The 3,199-nt window shown below is 35.7% G+C and carries 2 protein-coding genes; one reads left to right on the forward strand and one right to left on the reverse strand.

All coding sequences use genetic code 11. The features are described from left to right. A partial coding sequence (locus tag DM84_RS05540; RefSeq protein WP_349305109.1) for an ankyrin repeat domain-containing protein occupies window positions 1-2,099 on the forward strand: 2,099 nt, incomplete at its 5' end. Between the two features lie 87 nt (window positions 2,100-2,186). Here DM84_RS05540 and DM84_RS05545 read toward each other — a convergent pair. Further along, window positions 2,187-2,783 carry a hypothetical protein gene (locus tag DM84_RS05545; RefSeq protein ID WP_250778969.1) on the reverse strand — a complete coding sequence of 199 codons (597 nt, stop codon included), beginning with the start codon at window positions 2,781-2,783 and terminating at the stop codon, window positions 2,187-2,189. Between the last annotated feature and the right edge of the window lie 416 nt (window positions 2,784-3,199).

The following is a 3,199-nucleotide window of genomic DNA, read 5'->3' on the forward strand; positions in this document are numbered from 1 at the left end:
GACCTAATATTATAAATCATATATTATTGATCTTGTATTTATATTGGCTAGGAGGTGGTATGGATTCTACTGCAAAGTTAAAAGAACATTTTGTAAAATTTAAGCAAAGGTTAGAAACAATAAAAGAAGAAGAGGAATTAAGTACTGGGCAAGAGTATTTGGAAACAGATGAGCCATTTGATGATGGGCATGAATTAATTAAAGAAGAATATCTTTTACAAGTTTCATGTAATAATCATTTAGAAACCTCGTGGACTCAAATAGCCATTTTGCCATTTGAAAGTTATAATATGGTGCCACCATCCTTGATGGATGATCGAGATTCACTACGAAAACAAGTGTGTGTTTGGTTTGCTCAAGAGCATGATCTCAAGGGAAGTCAAAAAGAGTTAAACGCAAAACTACTAAGTATTTTAAAATACCTAGACTGGTATGAGGATAATATTTTTGATTATGATAATGGCAGTGCTGTTGAGCTTGAAGAATTTTTAAAAAGTAATGAAAATGACCCAAATCTAAAAGTCATTCTTGACCTTCCAAGGGGAGAATCCGGAGTAACGGTGTTGCATGCGGTTTCAAGAGCTCGTACAAGGGAAGCGATTCGTGATCGGGTAGATCAAGCTGTAGATTTACTTTTGAAAGCAGGAGCAGATCCTAACGCAAAAAATAATGAAGGAGAAACGCCTTTGCACTATGCTGCTGCTATTGGTAATGATAAAGGTGTAAGCTCACTACTTCGGGCGGGTGCTAATCCAAGTATGTGTGATAGACAAGGAAAAACTCCACAACGGGTTGCAATCGATGATAGTCATTACAATGTGGCAGGGCTTCTTTTAACTAAAGAACAAGAGGAGTTGCGTAAAGAGTTATATAACATTCCTGTAATGCCTATATTCGGCTCTATTCGCTTCACTAAAACTTTAAAAGAGTTTTTGGATAAACACAAGAGCAACCCAGATCTAAAAGTGGTATTAAATATTCGGAGTGAAAGAGATGAATTAGAAGTTCTTGAATTGGCTAGACGTATTGCTTATTTTGATAAAGCTATTGGTGCAGAAATAAGGGAGTTATTTTTGAAGGCAGGGGCATCATGCGATGTACCTTATTGTATAGCAGAGAAAGAACGTTCCCTCGTTTTATGGCACCGTTTAACGTCAGATCAACAGAAAAGATTAGATGATTTTCTAGACAGGGTATCTAAAGCTGAAGATATGAACAAACTAGAAAAAGTTGTAGATGAGGCTATCAGATCTGGAGTGCGGATAAATTTTAACAAAGACTTTTCTCCAGAAGACCCTATTATATGTAACTGGTATAGTTTCACAGATTATGTGATAAAAAGAATTGGTGAGTTAAAAAAGAATCCTAAAGTTGCCAGTGATATAATATGTAAGCTGGTATCAAGAGGAGCAGTATTTTATAATAAAAATAGTATGGATGTAATGGGCGAACTGGAATTAGAATTTAAAGATCATAAAGCTAACATAAAAAAAGCTCATGCAGATTATATTAATAATGCTCATAAGTTTATTAAAATTGCAAAAAGTGCGACCAATGGTAAGCTGAATGATGCAAGAATAGGTAACTCTACTTTTTACTTAGAATACTCAGAGGACAGCAAAGTAGATGTTGCGAAGATTACAGATGGAGCAAGGAATTTAGGACTAGCTCAGGAAGAAACAGGATATGGGAGAGATGTAATAAAGATCGGTAAAAGTGAGGTGGAAATTATAACGGTAAATGGCATCAGGCATTATACTGACCTTATAGATGGTAGTGATATAGTATTAATTTTCTATACCAGTTTGGGAGAATTAGAAGTGAGACTGTACCCTGATATGCAAAATAAGAACCTAGTAAAGGTAGAAGTAAGAGATCAAGAAATGTGGGAAAAATTAAAGAACTGTAAAGAAGAAATAGGGGAAAATTGCTCACTGGGTGAGTATTTAGTGTACGACGCTATTGAACAAGGATATTTTGAAAGGCCAGGCCAACCTTCTGAAAAAATTATCTTGCCTAATGAACAGAAAAAAGGAAAGTGGTGTGAAAGAGTAAGTAAAATTTCTCAAACTCAGGACAAACAGCATACCATTCTATAGGATAAAAAACGGAAATGTTAGGTTAAAATTTTGAAAGGTTTGGTTAGAAAAATTAACCTGGTGCTTATGGTTCTTGAACATACTCAACTATGTTGGATTCAAAGAAGACTGGACAACAGGTTGTTCTACATCTTTCACTTCCTCGAGTTTCGTACTTGGCTTTAGGGTATTATACAACACAAAACTTACACAAGCTAATCCAACAATCCCGCCAACCACCGCTATAACGTGCATTTCCATGATACACAACGCAACACTACTCACTAATAACGCTGTACCAACAAAACCAGCTATGATTGCTTGTCTTTGCTGCGCTATTTTTATTGATGGTTTTTCTTCTACAGCATCACATGGCTTTATTTCGGCTGAAGAGAGGCTGTCAGAGGCGTTTAGCTCTTGCATAGTAGTTTCTTCGACATTGCCAACTATAGGAGTATTTTGATCTTCTATTGTTGTTATATTGTTGCATGATTCAGCTATGGTAGCAGTTTCTGTTGTAACAGTTGAAGGTAGAATTTGCTGTTCTATGGTTGTTTCTACATTAAGAATACTTTCTGAAGGTTTTTCGATCTCCTCTAAAAAGTCCTTACTGCTGGAGGCGTTCGGCTCTTTTGAAGCAGTGGTACCCTTCCAATTTTTGAATTTTTTAGCAGTAGCTTTTCCTATTTTTTTCATTGTTTCCATAACGTTTTTCCCTTTTGTATTAAAATTTGTTAATCGAGTGTAGTAGTTGAAGTGTTCTAGTTGCACACTCTATAAATTCGGTTCAACCAACGGTGCTTTGCTGCTTGAAATATTTTCCCTGCAAGAATTTAGCTTACCTTTTACATCGGCTTATTTAAGCAGCACAGCACGATTTGCCTCTTTTTGGACGTAGGATTCTCTAGGGGTTATCCTATTAAATTCTATGATATTATTTTTTGTATCATTGTTAAGAACGCCAATACTGAAAATAAATACTGACCAGTGCTTCTTTTGCCTTTTTTCGCTTGGTAAATTTTTTAATGTTTATAGCTGGTTGCAATTCATGAACTGGATAGGAAGATGTCATCCCAGTGCTTGACACACAGCTGTACGAACATTAATTATGGAAAAGAAAA

The sequence above is a fragment of the Wolbachia pipientis genome (assembly GCF_023661085.1).
Classification (GTDB): domain Bacteria; phylum Pseudomonadota; class Alphaproteobacteria; order Rickettsiales; family Anaplasmataceae; genus Wolbachia.

What these genes read in the sequence shown, in the direction of transcription:
- DM84_RS05545 (WP_250778969.1), bottom strand. Translation starts at nt 2,783, where the DNA reads ATGGAAACAATGAAAAAAATAGGAAAAGCTACTGCTAAAAAATTCAAA.